Genomic DNA, 16,862 nt, shown 5'->3' on the forward strand with positions numbered 1-16,862 from the left:
GTATTTTGCGGCGATTAGTGTATCTGTAACAAAATGCTGCGGCGCTCCGTAGTTGTACCTATCGATGGCGCGCGCGCAACGGCCGCGCATGCAAAAAGCCGCCGGGCTTACGCCACGGCGGCTTTTTGTTGCGCAGGCTTACGTGAAACTTACGCGTCGTTTATGCGCACCCTCAGAGGCTGGCGCGCGCAGCTTTGATGGCGGCTCGGACCTGATCGGGGGCGGTGCCACCGATATGATTGCGCGCTGCGACCGAGCCCTCAAGCGTCAGTACTGCGTGCACGTCTTCACCGATCAGCGAGGCCTTGTCGCCAAGGCCCGAGGCGTCGCGCAGCTCGGCCACCGTGAGGTCGGCCAGGTCGCAGTGGCGCAGGTCGCAGGCGCGCACGGCATGGGCCACGGCCTCGTGCGCGTCGCGGAACGGCAGGCCGCGCTTGACCAGATAGTCGGCGAGGTCCGTCGCGGTGGCGTAGCCCTGCAGCGCCGCGGCGCGCATCGCGTCGGGCTTGACCGTGATGCCAGGCACCATGTCCGCGAAGATACGCAGCGTGTCCACAACCGTATCGACGGTGTCGAACAGCGGCTCCTTGTCTTCCTGGTTGTCCTTGTTGTACGCGAGGGGCTGGCCCTTCATCAGCGTGAGCAGGCCGATCAGATGGCCGTTGACGCGACCGGTCTTGCCGCGCGCGAGTTCGGGCACGTCCGGGTTCTTCTTCTGCGGCATGATCGAGCTGCCCGTGCAGAAGCGGTCCGCGATGTCGATAAAGCCGACGCGCGGGCTCATCCACAGCACCAGTTCCTCGGAGAAGCGCGACACGTGCGTCATCACCAGCGCGGCGGCGGCGCAGAATTCGATGGCGAAGTCACGGTCCGACACGGCGTCCAGCGAGTTGCGGCACACGCCGTCGAAGCCGAGCTGGCTGGCGACGAACTCGCGGTCGATCGGATAGCTGGTGCCGGCCAGTGCCGCGGCGCCGAGCGGCAGGCGGTTGACGCGCTTGCGGCAGTCCACCATGCGCTCGGTATCGCGCGTGAACATTTCCACATAGGCCATCAGATGGTGGCCGAACGTCACGGGCTGGGCCACCTGCAGGTGGGTGAAGCCCGGCAGGATGGTGGCCGCGTTCTGTTCCGCGAGGTCGAGCAGCGCGCCGCGCAGCGCGCCGAGCAGGCCGACGATATTGTCGATCTCGCTACGCAGCCACAGACGGATATCGGTCGCCACCTGGTCGTTACGCGAGCGGCCCGTATGCAGGCGCTTGCCGGCGTCGCCGACCAGTGCGGTCAGGCGGGCCTCGATGTTCAGGTGGACGTCTTCGAGGTCGAGCTTCCATTCGAACGCGCCCGACTCGATCTCGCCACGGACCTGCGTCATGCCACGCTCGATCTCGGCGCGGTCGGCCTCGGCGATGATGCCCTGCTTCGCCAGCATGGCCGCGTGGGCCAGCGAGCCCTGGATATCGAACAGCGCAAGGCGCTTGTCGAAGAAGACCGAAGCGGTATAGCGCTTCACGAGGTCGGACACCGGCTCGGTGAAGCGGGCGGACCAGGCTTCGCCTTTCTTGGCAAGTTGGGAAGTCATGACGGCAGGGCGCAAAAACGGGAAACCGCGATTATATGCCGAGGCGGCGGTTATCCCGTCAGCGATGCTGCGAGAAGTGCCTAACGCAGCGCTTCTACCGTACCACTTTCAAAGTATGTCGTGCCTTCCCGGACGAGCTTGCGCAGACCCCGCAGGGCGGCGAGCGCGTCCACGCAGTCGGAGCAGTCCTCGAGATGATGCTCGAGCCGGACCCCGTCCCCGGCACCGATTTCGCCATCGGCGCAGATCTCCAGCAACTGGCGGGCGTCGTTGCAATTCATGGTGCGTACCTCATGGTGCGGACGTCCGGAGCAGGACGATGGTGGCGGCGAGCTGGCGCCGCGCGCGGGAGAGCGTAGCCTGCACCGCTTCGCGTGACGTGTTGGTGACCGCGGCGATATCGCGGTAGTGCAGCCCTTCGAGCTCGCGCAGGACGATGGCCTCGCGCGCCGCGACGGGCAGCCGCTCCAGCGCCGCCTGGACCAGGTGCACATCGTCCTCGCGTAGCCGCAACATCGGATCGCCGGTGACGGGCGTTTCGATACTCCACGCCTCGACATTCAACGCCTCGACATTCCACGCCTCGATCGCCTGCGCGGCCTGCGGCTGTTGCGCGCACCACGTGGCGTGCACGACCGCCAGCAGCCACGTGCGCGGCCGCTCGCCCTGGAAGCCGGCGATCGCCGCTTCCGCGTGACGCATGGACGCGCGCATCAGCGCGTCGGCATCCGGCGCATTGCCGCATAGCCAGCGCGCGAGATTGTGCGCGGCGTCGGCGTGCGGCAGCACGAGCGCATCGAAGCGACGGCGCTCCTCGCCGGCTGGTGGTGACTGGACTGGCAACTCGAACGACACACGGTTCATGCGATGACCCCCAGGATGACGGCAGGGTCAGTGTATCCGCGGCGCTCCGCGTGCGCTCGACTATCTATGATGCAGGTGCGTCATCAATCATGGTCCGCGAGCACGCGCGGCTCCGGCGTATGCGAGGCCGGTGCCGATGCTGCATTGCGATGGCCACGCGCTTCCGTGCGCGCGGCCTTGCGACGCATGTACCAGTAGTGCGCGCGATCGAGGTACAGGTAAACCACAGGTGTCGTGAACAACGTGAGCAATTGCGAGACCAGCAGACCACCGACCATCGCGTAGCCGAGCGGGCGCCGCAGTTCGGAGCCCGCGCCGTGGCCGAGCATCAGCGGCAGCCCGGCCAGCAGCGCGCACATCGTGGTCATCATGATCGGACGGAAGCGCAGCAGGCACGCCTCGTAGATGGCCTCCTGCGGCGACAGGCCGCGCTCACGCTCCGCCTGCAACGCGAAGTCCACCATCATGATGCCGTTCTTCTTGACGATGCCGATCAGCAGGATCACGCCGATCAGCGCGATGACCGTGAAGTCGTAGCCACCCAGCAGCAGCACGAGGACCGCGCCGACGCCGGCCGACGGCAGCGTCGACAGAATCGTGAGCGGATGGATATAGCTCTCGTAAAGCAGACCCAGCACGATGTACACGGCGATCAGCGCGGCCGCTATCAGATACGGCTGCGATGCCAGCGACGCGCCGAACGCCTGCGCGGTGCCCTGGAACGCGCCGCTGAGCGCGGTGGGCTTGCCCATGCTCGCGAGCGCCTGATTGATCGCGGTCACCGCATCGCCGAGCGAGGTGCCCGCCGACAGGTTGAACGAGATCGTCACCGCCGGGAACTGGCCCTGGTGGCTGATCGACAGATACGAGGTGCGATTGGTGTCGATGCTGACGAACGCGGACAGCGGCACCTGCTGGCCCGTGATCGGCGAGGTGACATAGAGCTTCTCGAACAGCCGCGGATCTTCCTGCAGCTTGGGCGTGGCTTCGAGAATCACGTGATAGCTGTTGATCTGCGTAAAGTACTGCGCCACCTGCCGCTGGCCGATCGCGTCGTACAGCGTGGCGTCGATCAGTGCGGGCGTGATGCCGAAGCTCGACGCGCGCGCGCGGTCGATCGTGATCATCGCGGCGGCCGCGGCGTTCTGCTGGTCGGACGCGACATCGGCGAGTTCGGGCAACTGTCGGAAGCGTTGCAGGATGCGCGGCGCCCAGTCGTTGAGCTCGGACAGGTTGGCGTCGGTCAGCGTGAACTGATACTGCGTGCGCGACAGCCGGCCGCCGACGTTGATGTCCTGGCCCGCCTGCAGGAACAGGTTGGCGCCTTCCACCTTTGCCAGTTGCGGCCGCAGACGCGCGATGACTTCATCGGCGGTGGCCGTGCGGCCCGCGTCTTTCGGCTTGAGCGAGATAAAGAAGTTGCCGGTGTTGACGGTGTTCTGGCCGCCGGTCATGCCGACCGCCTCCACGTCCGGGTCCGCGCGCACCACGTCGGCCAGCGCGACCATGCGCGTGTTCATCGACTTGAACGAGGCGTCCTGCGAGGACTCCGCAAAGCCGAACAGGAAGCCGGTGTCCTGTTGTGGGAAGAAGCCCTTGGGAATGTAGATAAACAGCGCCACCGTGGCGGCCACGGTCAGGATGAACGCGCACAGCGTGATGAACTGGTGCCGCATCACGCGATCGAGCCCGTGGCGGTACGCGTTGAGCATCGCCTCGAAGCCGCGCTCGAACAGTTGAAACATCTTGCTGTGCGTTTCCTGATGGGCGGGGTCGTGCGGCTTGAGAAAGCGCGAGCACAACATCGGCGTGAGGGTCAGCGAGACGATGACCGACACCGCGATCGTCAGCGTGACGGTGACCGCGAACTCGCGGAACAGGCGTCCGACGATGCCGCCCATCAGCAGCAGCGGAATAAACACTGCGACCAGCGAGACCGAGATCGAGATGATGGTGAAGCCGATCTCGGCGGCGCCCTTGAGCGCGGCCTCCATCGGCGCCATGCCTGCCTCGACGTGCCGGTAGATGTTCTCCAGCATCACGATTGCGTCGTCCACCACGAAGCCCACCGCGATGGTCAGTGCCATCAGCGACAGGTTGTCGCGCGAGTAGCCGAGCATGTACATGCCGCCGGCGGTGCCGAGCAGCGCGAGCGGTACCGTCACGCTCGGAATCAGCGTGGCGGGCAGATTGCGCAGGAACATGAAGATGATCATCACGACCAGCACAATGGTCAGCACGAGCGTGAATTCGACGTCCGACTCCGACGCGCGGATGTTCTGCGTGCGGTCCGCGAGGATGTTGACCTGCACGGAGGCGGGAATCGACGCGCGCAATTTCGGCAGCGCGGCCTTGATGGCGTCGACGGTGGCGATCACGTTGGCGCCGGGCTGCTTGGTCACCGCGAGAATGATCGCGCGGCCGTTACGAAGCGTGCTGTCCTCCGTCACGGCCTTGCCCGCGAAGCCCCAGCCCGCGAGCTTGGCGTTCTCGGGGCCGTCGACGGCCACGCCGACATCGCGCACGCGCACCGGGGCGCCATTGCGGTAGGCCAGCACCATGTCGTTCCACGCGGCGGCCTTGGTCAGCTGGTCGTTGGTGTAGACGTTGAAGGATTTGCTTGGGCCATCGGTGCTGCCGGTGGGCGCGTTGACGGTGGTCGAGGCGATGACGCCGCGAATGTCCTCGAGGCTCAGGCCGAGCGCCGAGATCTTGCCGGGGTCCACCTGGATGCGCACAGCCGGCTTTTGCTGACCGCCGATGTTGACGAGGCCCACGCCCGCGATCTGCGAGATCTGTTGCGCAAGGATATTGTCGGCGTAGTCGTTGACCGCGATCAGTGGCAGCGCGTCGGACTGCACCGCCATAACGAGGATCGGCGAGTCGGCCGGGTTGATCTTGCGGAACGAGGGCGGGCTCGGCAGGTTGGTCGGCAGCTGGCCGCCGGCTGCGTTGATGGCGGCCTGCACGTCCACCGCGGCGGCGTCGATGCTACGGTTGAGGTCGAACTGCAGCGTGATCTGCGTGCTGCCCTGCGCGCTCTGCGAGGTCATCTGCGACAGGCCGGCGATCAGCGAGAACTGGCGTTCGAGCGGCTGCGCGACGTTCGACGCCATAGTCTCCGGGTTCGCGCCGGGCAGGCTGGCGCTGACCTGGATGGTCGGGAAGTCGACCTGCGGCAACGGGGCGATGGGCAGCAACGGCCAGGCGGCCACGCCAACCAGCAGCAGTGCCAGCGCCAGCAGCGAGGTGCCGATCGGGCGCTTGATAAATGCGGCGGAAATGCTCATGAGCGGGGTGCGGCGGCAGTGGGTGTGCGGGTGGCGGCGGTGGGTGCCGATTCAACGATCTTTGCGCCGGCGCGCAACTTGTACTGGCCCTCGGCCACTACGCGGTCGCCAGCGGCAACGCCCTTGGCGATCACCGCGCGGTTGCCCTGCAACTCGGCCACCTCGACCGGGCGCATCGATACGGTGTCGTCGGGCTGCACCGCATAGACATACGTGCCGGCGTCGTTGCGCTGGATGGCCGACGACGGCACCGTCACTGCCTGCATGCGCTGGCCAAGCACCAGCCGCGCGTCAACGTACTGGCCCGGCCATAGCGTGTGCTGCGGATTCGGAAAGCGCGCCTTGAGCTGGATCGTGCCGCTGGTGGTATCGATCGTGTTGTTGACGAGAATCAGTTTGCCCTCGCTGAGCCGCTTGCCCGATTCGCGCTCGTTGGCATCCACCAGCAGCGTGGTCTGATCGTCGTGCGTGGCCGCGTGGATGCGTGACACCGCTTCTTCCGGCAGCGTGAATACCACGTCGATCGGATCGATCTGACGGATCACGACAAGGCCCGTGGTGTCGGTCGCGTGCACGATATTGCCGGGATCGACGAGCCGCGCGCCGACGCGGCCCGCCAGCGGCGCGGTGATGGTGGTGAAGTCGAGTTGCACGCGCGCGAGCGCGATCTGCGCGTCGTCGGTATGCACCGAGGCTTCCAGCTGCGCGACCGTGGCGCGTTGCGTATCGAGCGTTTGCTGCGTGGTCGCGTTTTCCTTGATCAGGCCCTGGAAGCGCGTCAGGTCGAGCTTTGCGTTAGCGAGGTTGGCGGCGTCACGCGCGCGTGTGGCCTGGGCCTGCTCCAACTGCGCCTGAAACGTGCGCGGGTCGATGCGCGCGAGCACCTGACCCTGCTTGACATCCTGCCCCTCGACAAAGCCCACGCTCTCCAGCTGACCGTCGATGCGTGGCTTGACGGTAACGGTCTGCATTGCCTGCACGGTGCCGACGCCGACCAGCCCGATATCGACATCCTGCGCCTGCGCGCGCGCCGTGGTCACGCCGATGGGCGGGGTGGGGGCCTTCGTGGCGTGCGGCGCAAGCAGGCGCGATGCGACGTACGCGGCCACCCCGACGATCAGGAGTGTCGCGATCGCGATGCGCGTCAGCGGGCGCTTGTGGGGTCGGGTCGTGGCGGTCATAGGATGGGTCCGGCGGAGAGAGTGTGTGGGGGCGTTACGGGCGGCCTGCCGTCGATATCGCCGCAGTTGGCGCGACTGACGTCGTCATTGGCGGCGGCGCCTTCAATGCATCCGCCTGCCAGCCGCCACCGGTCGCCTTGACGAGCGCTACGCTTGCCGCGAACGCGCGGCCGCGTAGCTGGATCGCCGTGCGTTCATTGGTCAGCGCGAGCTGCTGCGCAGTGATCACGGTCAGGTACTGCGCGGTGCCGGCGCGGTACTGCGCCAGCGACACGCGTTCCGCGCGGCGCGCGGCATCCACCGCGCGGTCTTGCACCACGACTTCGCTATCGAGCACGCGCAACGCGGACAGGCTGTCCTCGACTTCCTGCAGTCCCGACAGCACGGTCTGCCGATAGGCGGCCGCGCTTTCGTCGTAGGCCGCCACCGCCTGATCGTTACGCCCATTACGCAGGCCGCCATCGAAGATGGTCTGCGCAAGGCCCGCGCCCAGCGACCACACGCGGCCCGGTGCGATAAACCAGTTGGCCAGACTCGCGCTGCTGGCGCCGCCCGAGGCGGAAAGTGTCAACTGCGGGTAGTAGGCGGCGCGCGCCACGCCGATCTGCGCGTTGGCGGCGGCCATGCGGCGCTCGGCCGCGGCGATATCGGGGCGGCGCTCGAGCAGCGCGGACGGCAGGCCCGGGGGCAAGGCCAGCAGGCGCATCGGAAATGATGCGCGCCGCGCTTGCGGCGCGCCTGCCGCGTCAGGCGTGTCCGGAACCATCGGCGCCGCCGACGCGATCGGTGCCAGCGCGAACGCGGCGGGCGCGCGACCCGTGAGCACCGCGATCGCATGTTCGAACTGCGTGCGCTGCACGTCGAGGTCGATGCCCTGCGCGCGCGCCGATTCCAGCGTCACCTGCGCCAGCGAGACATCGGCATCCGAGGCCACGCCCGCGCGGAACTGGCTCTGTGTGAGCTTCAGCGACTCCTCGTCGGCGGCGACGGTGCGCGCGAACAGGTCCTTGAGCACATCGGTGATTCGCAGCTGGATATAGTCCTGCGCGACTTCGGCCTGCAGCGCGAGGCGCGCGGCGGCCAGGTCTGCGGCGGTGGCCTGCTCGGTATCGCGCGCGCTTTCCACGGCGCGCCGCACCAGCCCCCACAGGTCGATCTCCCAGCTGGCATCGAGTAGCGCCGCATGGCTGTTGGATACTGCCGGCACACCGTTCGACGACGCGCGGCCACGGCCCGTCGAGACACTCGCATCCAGCGTTGGAAACAGCCCGGCCCGCGCCTGCTGCGTGAGCGCGCGCGCCTGCCGATAGCTGGCCTCGGCCTGCCGCAGTGTCTGATTGAACGACATGGTCGCGTCGATCAGTCCATTCAGGGTCGGGTCGCCGTACGCGATCCACCAGTCCTGGCTGGCATCGATGGTGGCCGGCTGCGCCACCTTCCACTGATCGTCCGGCGGTGGCGTCTCGCGCCAGCCCGCGGGCAGTTGCTGGTCGGTTAGCGTGGGCCGCACGTAGTCGGGCCCGACCGTGCAGCCGGACAGAGCCATCAGGGCAACAATGGCGAGGGCGGCAGCATGTCGTCGAGTACGGCGTCGAGTACGGCGTCGAGTACGGCGCGGGGTACCTGGCGGGGAGGCGGTCATTGGCGGACTCAGTCGGCAAGCGAAAGCGCGACGGTCTGCCTCGGCAGCCGTCGCGAACGAATTCAGCTTAAGTGCCGGTGTGTGTCGGCGTACGCCCGGTCTATTACCGTGCGTTTCAACGCATTACGCGATGTTTCGCGCGTGGTACCAAGTGGTCGACGCTGCGCTCATGGTGGTGCCGCAGTGACCGGTCAGGCGCATCAAGACCGAGGCTGGGCGCGGGCTGCGCGTCGAAAGAGGCATGCCTGACGTGAATTTTTCCCGACATAAGGGAAAACCCGTATCAAGTTCGTGCCTTGAAAAGGAAATACCCCGTCCCTATAATTAGCACTCGTCGGGCATGAGTGCTAACAGTTCTCTCCCGCGGGGTGCGCACAGCGCGCCAACCACTTCCAATGGAAACCTGATGGTCGTCCGGATGTTGTAGAACGGACGGCCATTTGTGAATCAACACTCACTTTTTGTATTAGGAGTCCGTATGAATCTGCGTCCCTTGCACGACCGCGTGATCGTGAAGCGTCTGGACAACGAAACCAAGACCGCGTCCGGCATCGTGATTCCCGACAACGCCGCCGAGAAGCCTGATCAAGGCGAAGTGCTGGCTGTGGGCCCCGGCAAGAAGGATGACAAGGGCAATTCGATTGTCCTCGACGTGAAGGTGGGCGACCGCGTGCTGTTCGGCAAGTATGCCGGCCAAGGCGTGAAGGTGGATGGCCAGGAACTGCTGGTCATGCGCGAAGAAGACATCATGGCCGTGGTGCAGAAGTAATCCGCGTCTAATCCGTACAGCATTCAGGAGAATCAGAACATGGCAGCAAAAGACGTAGTGTTCGGCGACGCCGCCCGTGCCAAGATGGTCGAAGGCGTGAACATTCTCGCCAACGCGGTGAAGGTTACGCTGGGCCCGAAGGGTCGTAACGTGGTGCTGGAGCGCAGCTTCGGCGGCCCGACCGTGACCAAGGACGGTGTGTCCGTGGCCAAGGAAATCGAACTGAAGGACAAGCTGCAGAACATGGGCGCGCAGATGGTCAAGGAAGTGGCTTCCAAGACCAGCGACAACGCCGGTGACGGTACCACCACCGCAACCGTGCTGGCCCAGTCGATCGTGCGCGAAGGCATGAAGTTCGTGGCCGCCGGCATGAACCCGATGGATCTGAAGCGCGGTATCGACAAGGCTGTCGGCTCCGCTGTGGAAGAGCTCAAGAAGCTGAGCAAGCCCACCACGACCAGCAAGGAAATCGCTCAGGTTGGCGCCATCTCGGCCAACAGCGACAACTCGATCGGCGAGCGTATCGCTGAAGCGATGGACAAGGTCGGCAAGGAAGGCGTGATCACCGTGGAAGACGGCAAGTCGCTGGCCGACGAGCTGGAAGTCGTGGAAGGCATGCAGTTCGACCGCGGCTACCTGTCGCCGTACTTCATCAACAACCCGGAAAAGCAGGTTGTTGTGCTGGACTCGCCGTTCGTGCTGCTGTTCGACAAGAAGGTGTCGAACATTCGCGACCTGCTGCCGGTGCTGGAGCAAGTGGCCAAGGCTGGCCGTCCGCTGCTGATCATCGCTGAAGACGTCGAGGGCGAAGCCCTGGCGACCCTGGTGGTGAACAACATCCGTGGCATCCTGAAGACCGCCGCCGTCAAGGCTCCGGGCTTCGGCGACCGCCGCAAGGCCATGCTGGAAGACATCGCCATCCTGACCGGCGGTACCGTGATCGCCGAGGAAATCGGCCTGACGCTCGAGAAGGCTACCCTGCAAGACCTGGGTCAAGCCAAGCGCATCGAGATCGGCAAGGAAAACACCATCATCATCGACGGTGCTGGCGACGCATCGGCCATCGAAGGCCGTGTGAAGCAAATCCGCGCCCAGATCGAAGAAGCGACCTCGGACTACGACCGTGAAAAGCTGCAAGAGCGCGTGGCCAAGCTGGCCGGCGGTGTTGCAGTGATCAAGGTTGGCGCTGCCACCGAAGTCGAAATGAAGGAAAAGAAGGCACGCGTGGAAGACGCGCTGCACGCTACCCGCGCTGCCGTGGAAGAAGGCATCGTCCCGGGCGGCGGCGTGGCACTGCTGCGCGCTCGTGCTGCCATCTCGGGCCTGACGGGCGACAACGCCGATCAGAACGCCGGTATCAAGATCGTGCTGCGCGCGATGGAAGAGCCGCTGCGTCAGATCGTGCTGAACGCCGGTGAAGAAGCCTCGGTCGTGGTGGCCAAGGTCATCGAAGGCAAGGGCAACTACGGCTACAACGCGGCCTCCGGCGAGTACGGCGACCTCGTGGAAATGGGCGTGCTGGACCCGACCAAGGTGACCCGCACCGCGCTGCAGAACGCCGCTTCGGTGGCGTCGCTGATGCTGACGACTGACTGCGCCGTGGCCGAATCGGCCAAGGAAGAGTCGGCTCCGGCAATGCCGGGCGGCATGGGTGGCATGGGCGGCATGGAAGGCATGATGTAATTTGCCTCACCGCTGAGCTTGCTCAGCGTGCTGCACCAAGGAAAACCCCCGCGGGCTTGCGCCCGCGGGGGTTTTTCGTTTTATAGCTGCTGAACCTGAACCGGCGTGCCGGGTTTGCCGTCGGCCTGCGGCGCCACCATCAGGTAGCGGCGCTTCTCGGGGGCGGCGCTATCGGGCGTCACCACCTGGCGGATCGGCCCGATCGAATTGACGATCGCCGAGCCGGCCGGGTTGGTCATAAACGAGGCCAGTGCCTGCACGTTGCCGCTGCCATCCGGATTGTCGGCAAGTGCCAGCACGTACGCGGACTTGGGCTGAAGCCCCGTGACCGAGGCCTGCAGCACCTGCACGAGGCCCTGATCGAACAGCGAGACGCTGGTGGGCGCGGTGGTTGCACCGGCCGGCGCGAGCGTCAGGTGCACAGCTTGTCCTGCAACGCCGAGCGGCTGCAGGTTCTGCGTGCCATCGCCCTCGGGCACCGCGTTAGGGACGTAGGCAATGGCCTGCGGTGCCTGTCCGATCGGCACATTGGCTACCACGCGCTGCGTGGCCGTATCGATCGCGGCCAGCGCGTCGGCATTCTCGAGCCCGACGTAGATGCGCGTGCCATCGGCCGAAGGCCACACGCCGTGCGGCAGCTTGCCGACCGGAATCGTCGCTACCTGCGAGAAGTCGTCGGTGCGGAAGACCTTGACCTCGTTGAGGCCGCCGATGCTGACATACGCGAACGTGCCCTTGGGCGTGCGCGCGAAGTTCACGTGGTTGGTGATCGGACCGGTGTCGATGGTCTTGATGGGCGCGAACGGCGGCTTCGCGTCGAAGACCTGCGTGCGACCCACATCCTTGAGCGTGAACCACACCTGCGTGCCGTCCGGCGAGGCGGCGATATTGGGGCAGAACGGGCTTTCCTGCTTTACCGTGCCAACGATCTTGTGGTCGGCCACGGAGACGACCTTCGTCTCGGGATTGAACGACGAGCAGATATAGCCGTACTTGCCATCAGGCGAGAAGATCTGCATGCCGGGGCCGGCTGGCGTAACGATGCGCGTCTTCTCCTCGAAAGTCTTCGCGTCGAGCACCGCCACGTAGTTCTCGCCCCGCACTGTGACCCAGATCTCCTTGCCGTCGGGCGTGTAGAACGCCTCGTGGGGCGAGCGGCCGACGTACGTGGTGTGCTTGACCGTGTTGGTCTGCGTGTCGATGAACGTGACCGAGTTGGAGCCGATCGACACCACCGCGAGCGTACGGTGGTCGGGCGAGAAGCCCATGCCGTGCACGAGCACCTGCCCGCGATAGAGCGGGCTGAAGTTGCCCGGCGACGGATCGCCAAGGCGGATCACGCCAAGCAGGCGGTTATCGGCCGGGTCGGTGACGGACACCGTGTTCGAGAACTGCTCGGCCGCGTAGACGCGGTCGCGATGGCTGATGGCAATGTCGGCAGCGCTGGCGGCACCCGGGGCCTGGCCAGCGGTGGCGGTCAGCGTGACCGCGGCGAGTGCTGCGGCGAGTGTTGTGCCGAGTGTTGGGCCGAACCGAGCGGTAAGGGGTGTGCGTGTCATGGCAGTGGCGATCGTTAGGTCGAGGGGTTGGGTCAAGGCGTTGAGTGGGAGCCGATGCGTCATTCGTGCTGCGACATATGCATCGCGTGGGAATGCGTGGCAGATGACGCGGGCGCGGACGTTGCCGCGGCGGGCGCGGTGGGAGCGGGGGCCGACGGAGGCGCCGGCTGGCCAAGCGCGAGCTGCATCGCCGCGATTTCCTGTTGCTGATCGACGATGATCTCCTGCGCGATGCGCCGCAATTGTTCGTTCTTGCCATGGCGCAGCACCGCCTGCGCCATCTCGATCGCGCCCTGGTGGTGGGGCGTCATCATGGCGACGAAGTCGCGGTCGATGTCGCCAGTGGGCTGGACGTCCATGTCCTTCATCATCTTCGTCATCGCGGCGTCGTTTTCCGCGAGGAACGCGGCTTCACCGGCAGGTGGGGCGGCATAGGCTGGCAGCACTAGCAATGGCACCAGCAATGGCACCAGCAGCGCCAGCAGAGATCCTGGGAGTCGGGGCATCGGATTTCTCCATCGGGGTTGTTGTCGGGCGGGGTTGTTGCCGGGTATACACAGCAGCCACGCGCTTATTCCGCCACGTATCGAAAATAAAATATGGCAGGCACGGGAATAAACTGGCTGCTACCTGTGTACGCCCCGGGTAAGGGCGGCTCCACGCCGCCGCCCAGAGAAACCGATGGAAACCGATGATGAATATCCGGGATGTCCTGATCGATCATGTGCCGCGGCTGCGTCGCTACGCGCGCGCGCTGATCCGGAACCGGGAGCTGGCGGACGATCTCGTGCAGGACACGCTCGAGCGCGCGCTCGGCCATGCGCATCAATACCGGCCGGGCAGCGATCCGCGCGCATGGCTGTTCGCGATCATGCATAACGTCCACGCCAATCAGGCGCGGCGGGCCTCCGCGCGCGCGCCGCATGTGATGATGGAAGGCGATACGCTTGACGCCGCGATCGATGCGGCAGGCTTCGTGGGCAGTGCGGGGACCACGGATGGGCAGACGCGCGCGCTCGAACTGCGCGACCTCGACGCCGCACTGGCAAGATTGCCGGCCGAGCAGCGCGAGGTGGTGCTGCTGGTCGGTCTGGAGGACATGAGTTATGCCGAAGTGGCGCAGACGCTCGGCATTCCGCTGGGCACCGTGATGTCACGCCTGTCGCGCGGACGGGAACGGCTGCGCATGCTGATGGCGGGCGAAGCTGGCGCCCCGGAGCAGGGCGCGGCCACGAAACTAAGGGTAGTGCGATGAATGACCAACGACCAACGGGCTCGGCCGACGGAGCCATCGGCGAACTCGAACTGCATGCCTATATCGATGGCGAGCTGTCGGCCGAACGGCGCGCGGCCGTGGAGCGCGCGCTCGAGTCTGATGCCGCGCTCGTGGCGCGCGTGGACGACTATCTCGCGCAGAAGCAACTGCTGCATGAGCGCTACGACAGTGTGCTCGACGAGGCGGTGCCGCGCCGATTGTTGCCAGCCGCCAATGCGCACCGGTGGTCGCGCGCGACCACGATGTTCGCGATGGCCGCGATGCTCGCGCTGGGCGTGGGGATCGGCATCGGCATGAACGGAGTCATGGGCGGCGTGACAGGGGGCAAAGGGGGCGGCATGACGGACGGCGGTGCGTCCGCGCGCGGGCTGGTGGCCTCGCAGAGCGCCGACGCCTCGGCGGGGTTTGCGCGCCGCGCCGCGCTCGCGCACGTGGTGTATATGCCCGATATCGTACGACCGACGGCGATGGATGGCGGGCGCGAGCAGGATTTCGTCAACTGGCTGGCGCAGCGGCTCGGGACCGACGTGCACCCGCCCATGCTCACGCGCAGCGGCTTCGAACTCGTCGGTGGGCGGCTGTTGCCCGATGCCAATGGCGACGTCGCCCAGTTCATGTATCGCGACGCGCAGGGGCAGCGCATCACGCTATGCGTGTCGCGGCGCAAGGCCGACAGCACCACCACCGCGTTCCGGCTTTATCAGGATGGCTCGGTCAACGTGTTCTACTGGATCGATGGCGATTTCGGCTACGCGGTCTCGGGCGGCATCGGACGCGACGTGCTGCTGGAGTTGTCGCATGACGTGCACGAGCAACTGGCACAGCGGAAGAGCTGAACACCCCTACAGTTCGACCACGTAATTCCAGTCGAAGCGCGGGTTCTCCATCTCGCCCGTGCGGCGCGAGCGGTAGCCGCGCGGATTGCAGACCACGCGTGCATCATCGACGCGATAGTCGAAGCCAGTATGCGTGTGGCCATGCACCCACAGATCGGTCTGCATGACGAGGTCTGGGCGCCGCGAGACGAAACCGGCCGAGACGATGTCATGCGCATAGCGCGCGTCGAGGCTGCCGAGATCGGGGCCGTGGTGCGTGACGACCACGGTCTTGCCCTCGAACGGCTGGGCCAGCACGGATTCGAGCCACGCGGTGGCGGCCACATGGCGGGCCAGCGCGTCGGCAGGGGTGAATGGGCGGAGCGCGCCATCCTCATCGGTCATACGAATCAGCCGATGGTCCACCATCGTGCTGGCGCATGCCTCCATCGCGCTCTCGACACGCTCGGTGCCATAGAGCCGGTAATCGGTCCACCATGTGGTGCCGATGACGCGCACGCGCGTGCCGTCGCCATCGACGAAATTGGCCACGCCACCATTGAGCACGATCACATGGTTGAACTCGGCCGAGGCATCGGCGAGCATGCGATCGACCAGCGCGAAGTCGCTTTCGTAGTACTCGTGATTGCCGGGCACATAGACCACGGGCGCGTCGAACGTGCGCGCGGCCCAGTCCACGCCTTCGCGGCCGTTGGCGATATCGCCGGCCAGGATCACGAGGTCGGCGTCGCACGCCGGCACTTCAGCCGGCATGTCGTGCTCGAGGTGGAGATCGCTGAGCAGGCGCAGCTTCATGGACAACTCCCGGATGCATGGGTGGACATGCATCCGATTCTCCCACAGCTACTTGGAAATGCGCAGGATCTCCGAGGCGAGTTTGGCGAAGCAGGGCCGGAGATCATTGATGGTGGCCGCGTAACAGTAGATACCGCTGGGTTGCTTGCTGTTGTACTGCGGGGCATCGGCGGTGTTGGCCATATTGCGCAGCAGATCGGCGTCGAAGCCACCGTTGCCGTCGAGCCCGAGCGTGAAGATATACATGCCGGCGTCGCGCATGGACGATGCCATGGCGAGCGGCACGTTGGTCGCCGCGTTGTACACGTTGAGTGCAAGGTTGTTGCCGTTGGTCGCCGATGTCACCGTGTTCGGCTTGCTGCCGACAATCAGGAATTCGGTGTCGCTGGCGTTATGCGCGTTGTAATAGGTTGGCATCTGCGTCGGCGCCTTGTTGCCGCTCAGCGAATCGCAGTTGCCGGTCAGGGTCGTGTTCTGCTTGTCGAACGCGTAATAGCCGGAGGGCGTGGCGGTCGTGGAGGACGCGGTGATGCCGCCCACGCAGGTGCGATTGCCGTTGAGCGGGTACGTGGCCGCGAGCGTATTGGGACGGCCATCGGAGAAGAACACCACCACGCGCAGGCTCGAACGATTGGTCTGCGGGATGCTGTTGAGCTGATCGCGCGCCTGCCAGAGCCCCTCGGCGTAATTGGTATTGCCACCGTTGCTCATATTGGTGATCTTGGTCTGCATCGCCGGCCGATCGAAGCCGCGCTGCGTGGTACGGATGGCCACATCGGTCAGACCGCCTGACGAGAAATGCACAAGCCCCACGCGATCGGTGGTCGGACTGAACTGGTTCAGGAAGCTGTTGGCGTTGGACCGCACCGTGCTCCACACCGGGTTCATCGAGCCCGACGAGTCGATCACGAAGATCATATCGAGATCCTTGCGAATCGAGGTGGACGTGGCCGCTACCGCGACGTTATTGAAGCCAAGCACCTTGAGCAGCGTCAGCGGCATGGTGCTGGTCGCCGACACGGAGATCGTTACCTTGCCCTGCTCGAACTGCACCGATGGCGTATTCAGCGAGGGCGTGCCGCGCAGATAGCCATTGGCGAAGTTCGCATGGAAGAAGTCGGAGGCGGCCTGCTGCGCGGCGGCGGTCTGCTGCGCCTGCGTGGTGCCATTGGTCACCGCGCGCGCGGCGGCCACCGCGGCCGAGTCGACCGCGGCGTTGAGGCGCGCCTTGGTCACGTACGCCATGCCCGCATCGACCGCGAGCCCGACGATGCCGGCCAGCCCGATCATCGTCAGTGCCGCAATGATCGTGATCTGGCCACGTTGACGATAATGTCCTGGGTGCGGATGTCGTGGGGATAGGGTTCTCATGGCGCCTCCCGCCT

The 16,862-nt window shown here is 65.7% G+C and carries 14 protein-coding genes; 4 read left to right on the plus strand and 10 right to left on the minus strand.

Going from position 1 to position 16,862, the window contains the following annotated elements:
- Positions 1 to 172: 172 nt before the first annotated feature.
- The 6 genes from argH to LDO41_RS21670 form a co-directional block, all read right to left on the minus strand.
- Positions 173 to 1,582: an argininosuccinate lyase gene (gene argH, locus LDO41_RS21645; RefSeq protein ID WP_223991899.1), complete on the minus strand. Its 1,410-nt coding sequence runs from the start codon at positions 1,580 to 1,582 to the stop codon at positions 173 to 175.
- An 80-nt stretch (positions 1,583 to 1,662) separates the two neighbouring features.
- Positions 1,663 to 1,863, minus strand: a complete 201-nt coding sequence (locus LDO41_RS21650) for an anti-sigma factor family protein (protein WP_223991902.1) — start codon at positions 1,861 to 1,863, stop codon at positions 1,663 to 1,665.
- 10 nt (positions 1,864 to 1,873) lie between these two features.
- The gene (locus tag LDO41_RS21655; protein WP_223991903.1) at positions 1,874 to 2,446 is read right to left on the minus strand and encodes a sigma-70 family RNA polymerase sigma factor; all 573 of its coding nucleotides are present in this window, start codon (positions 2,444 to 2,446) and stop codon (positions 1,874 to 1,876) included.
- An 83-nt stretch (positions 2,447 to 2,529) separates the two neighbouring features.
- Complete coding sequence (locus LDO41_RS21660) at positions 2,530 to 5,736, minus strand: efflux RND transporter permease subunit (RefSeq protein WP_223991907.1); 3,207 nt, start codon at positions 5,734 to 5,736, stop codon at positions 2,530 to 2,532.
- A complete protein-coding gene (locus LDO41_RS21665) occupies positions 5,733 to 6,917 on the minus strand; it encodes an efflux RND transporter periplasmic adaptor subunit (RefSeq protein WP_223991908.1) in 1,185 nt (394 codons plus the stop codon). The genes LDO41_RS21660 and LDO41_RS21665 overlap by 4 nt, the downstream gene beginning before the upstream one ends.
- Before the next feature lie 34 nt (positions 6,918 to 6,951).
- The gene (locus LDO41_RS21670) at positions 6,952 to 8,463 is read right to left on the minus strand and encodes an efflux transporter outer membrane subunit (protein ID WP_223991909.1); all 1,512 of its coding nucleotides are present in this window, start codon (positions 8,461 to 8,463) and stop codon (positions 6,952 to 6,954) included.
- Positions 8,464 to 9,037: 574 nt separating this feature from the next.
- Between LDO41_RS21670 and groES the strand changes: the two genes are divergently transcribed.
- Both groES and groL read left to right on the plus strand, forming a co-directional pair.
- Positions 9,038 to 9,328 (plus strand): co-chaperone GroES, encoded by a 291-nt coding sequence (gene groES / locus LDO41_RS21675; protein ID WP_223991911.1) that lies wholly within the window; start codon positions 9,038 to 9,040, stop codon positions 9,326 to 9,328.
- A 39-nt stretch (positions 9,329 to 9,367) separates the two neighbouring features.
- Entirely contained in the window at positions 9,368 to 11,011 is a 1,644-nt protein-coding gene (groL, locus tag LDO41_RS21680; RefSeq protein ID WP_223991913.1) for a chaperonin GroEL, read from the plus strand.
- Positions 11,012 to 11,091: 80 nt separating this feature from the next.
- Here the strand turns inward: groL and LDO41_RS21685 are convergent, their stop codons facing one another.
- On the minus strand, positions 11,092 to 12,570 hold the full coding sequence (locus LDO41_RS21685) for a YncE family protein (RefSeq protein WP_223991915.1): 1,479 nt from the start codon (positions 12,568 to 12,570) through the stop codon (positions 11,092 to 11,094).
- A gap of 59 nt (positions 12,571 to 12,629) precedes the next feature.
- Positions 12,630 to 13,076 (minus strand): DUF305 domain-containing protein, encoded by a 447-nt coding sequence (locus LDO41_RS21690; protein WP_223991916.1) that lies wholly within the window; start codon positions 13,074 to 13,076, stop codon positions 12,630 to 12,632.
- Positions 13,077 to 13,264: 188 nt separating this feature from the next.
- Between LDO41_RS21690 and LDO41_RS21695 the strand changes: the two genes are divergently transcribed.
- Positions 13,265 to 13,825, plus strand: a complete 561-nt coding sequence (locus LDO41_RS21695; protein WP_223992099.1) for an RNA polymerase sigma factor — start codon at positions 13,265 to 13,267, stop codon at positions 13,823 to 13,825.
- Entirely contained in the window at positions 13,822 to 14,682 is an 861-nt protein-coding gene (locus tag LDO41_RS21700) for an anti-sigma factor family protein (protein WP_223991918.1), read from the plus strand. Before LDO41_RS21695 ends, LDO41_RS21700 begins: the two co-directional genes overlap by 4 nt.
- Before the next feature lie 6 nt (positions 14,683 to 14,688).
- On the opposite strand, the gene LDO41_RS21705 is transcribed toward LDO41_RS21700, so the two are convergent.
- Positions 14,689 to 15,477: a metallophosphoesterase gene (locus LDO41_RS21705; RefSeq protein ID WP_223991920.1), complete on the minus strand. Its 789-nt coding sequence runs from the start codon at positions 15,475 to 15,477 to the stop codon at positions 14,689 to 14,691.
- 48 nt (positions 15,478 to 15,525) lie between these two features.
- The gene (locus tag LDO41_RS21710) at positions 15,526 to 16,848 is read right to left on the minus strand and encodes a vWA domain-containing protein (RefSeq protein WP_223991922.1); all 1,323 of its coding nucleotides are present in this window, start codon (positions 16,846 to 16,848) and stop codon (positions 15,526 to 15,528) included.
- Between the last annotated feature and the right edge of the window lie 14 nt (positions 16,849 to 16,862).

Source organism: Cupriavidus pampae (genome assembly GCF_914271485.1).
Lineage (GTDB): Bacteria > Pseudomonadota > Gammaproteobacteria > Burkholderiales > Burkholderiaceae > Cupriavidus > Cupriavidus pampae.

What these genes read in the sequence shown, in the direction of transcription:
- argH (WP_223991899.1), bottom strand. Translation starts at nt 1,582, where the DNA reads ATGACTTCCCAACTTGCCAAGAAAGGCGAAGCCTGGTCCGCCCGCTTC.
- LDO41_RS21650 (WP_223991902.1), bottom strand. Translation starts at nt 1,863, where the DNA reads ATGAATTGCAACGACGCCCGCCAGTTGCTGGAGATCTGCGCCGATGGC.
- LDO41_RS21655 (WP_223991903.1), bottom strand. Translation starts at nt 2,446, where the DNA reads ATGAACCGTGTGTCGTTCGAGTTGCCAGTCCAGTCACCACCAGCCGGC.
- LDO41_RS21660 (WP_223991907.1), bottom strand. Translation starts at nt 5,736, where the DNA reads ATGAGCATTTCCGCCGCATTTATCAAGCGCCCGATCGGCACCTCGCTG.
- LDO41_RS21665 (WP_223991908.1), bottom strand. Translation starts at nt 6,917, where the DNA reads ATGACCGCCACGACCCGACCCCACAAGCGCCCGCTGACGCGCATCGCG.
- LDO41_RS21670 (WP_223991909.1), bottom strand. Translation starts at nt 8,463, where the DNA reads ATGGCTCTGTCCGGCTGCACGGTCGGGCCCGACTACGTGCGGCCCACG.
- groES (WP_223991911.1), top strand. Translation starts at nt 9,038, where the DNA reads ATGAATCTGCGTCCCTTGCACGACCGCGTGATCGTGAAGCGTCTGGAC.
- groL (WP_223991913.1), top strand. Translation starts at nt 9,368, where the DNA reads ATGGCAGCAAAAGACGTAGTGTTCGGCGACGCCGCCCGTGCCAAGATG.
- LDO41_RS21685 (WP_223991915.1), bottom strand. Translation starts at nt 12,570, where the DNA reads ATGACACGCACACCCCTTACCGCTCGGTTCGGCCCAACACTCGGCACA.
- LDO41_RS21690 (WP_223991916.1), bottom strand. Translation starts at nt 13,076, where the DNA reads ATGCCCCGACTCCCAGGATCTCTGCTGGCGCTGCTGGTGCCATTGCTG.
- LDO41_RS21695 (WP_223992099.1), top strand. Translation starts at nt 13,265, where the DNA reads ATGAATATCCGGGATGTCCTGATCGATCATGTGCCGCGGCTGCGTCGC.
- LDO41_RS21700 (WP_223991918.1), top strand. Translation starts at nt 13,822, where the DNA reads ATGAATGACCAACGACCAACGGGCTCGGCCGACGGAGCCATCGGCGAA.
- LDO41_RS21705 (WP_223991920.1), bottom strand. Translation starts at nt 15,477, where the DNA reads ATGAAGCTGCGCCTGCTCAGCGATCTCCACCTCGAGCACGACATGCCG.
- LDO41_RS21710 (WP_223991922.1), bottom strand. Translation starts at nt 16,848, where the DNA reads ATGAGAACCCTATCCCCACGACATCCGCACCCAGGACATTATCGTCAA.